At 43.6% G+C, this 486-nt stretch carries 1 protein-coding gene; it reads right to left on the bottom strand.

The annotated features are described in order from the left end of the window. Positions 1-486, bottom strand: a 486-nt coding sequence (locus HMPREF2885_RS01485; RefSeq protein WP_148131115.1) for a hypothetical protein, incomplete at both ends; no start/stop codon positions are given.

The raw sequence follows: 486 nt of genomic DNA, 5'->3' as shown, positions 1-486 counted from the left end.
CCTTAGCTGCTTCCAACTTCGCTTTCAATTCAGCCACTTTCGCTTCCGCCACTTTCAAATCTTCCTTCTTGTTAGCCTCTGTTGAAGTCTCATCAGTTGACTTACCTGTCAAAGCTTTGAGTTCTTTCTCAGACTGTTCAAGTTGGGCTTGAAGAGTTGCTTTGATCTTGTCAAATTGAGCGTTTTCAACTTTGAGGGCGATGCGGTCAAGGTTCACTTTGAGGACTTGATTGATTTTATCACTGATCGTGAAGTTCGTCAATTCCGTCTTCTTGATGCGACCGTACTCATCTTTCAAGGCATTTCCATTTTCATCCTTAGGATCTGCAGGAACGAGCGTTGAAATGTCGAAGCGGAAGGTATCTAAAGCGTTTGGCAAGTGGTATTTTTTATCAGGTTTAGATCCATCTTCTGGCCCAACAGACTTAACTGGTTCACCTGGTGTTGGATCTGTTGGTTTTTCTGGGTCACGTGGTTTCACCGTTA

It is taken from the genome of Streptococcus sp. HMSC062H02, from assembly GCF_001813005.1.
In the GTDB taxonomy this organism is placed as follows: domain Bacteria; phylum Bacillota; class Bacilli; order Lactobacillales; family Streptococcaceae; genus Streptococcus; species Streptococcus oralis_S.
This window is presented reverse-complemented; position numbering and strand designations above follow the sequence as displayed.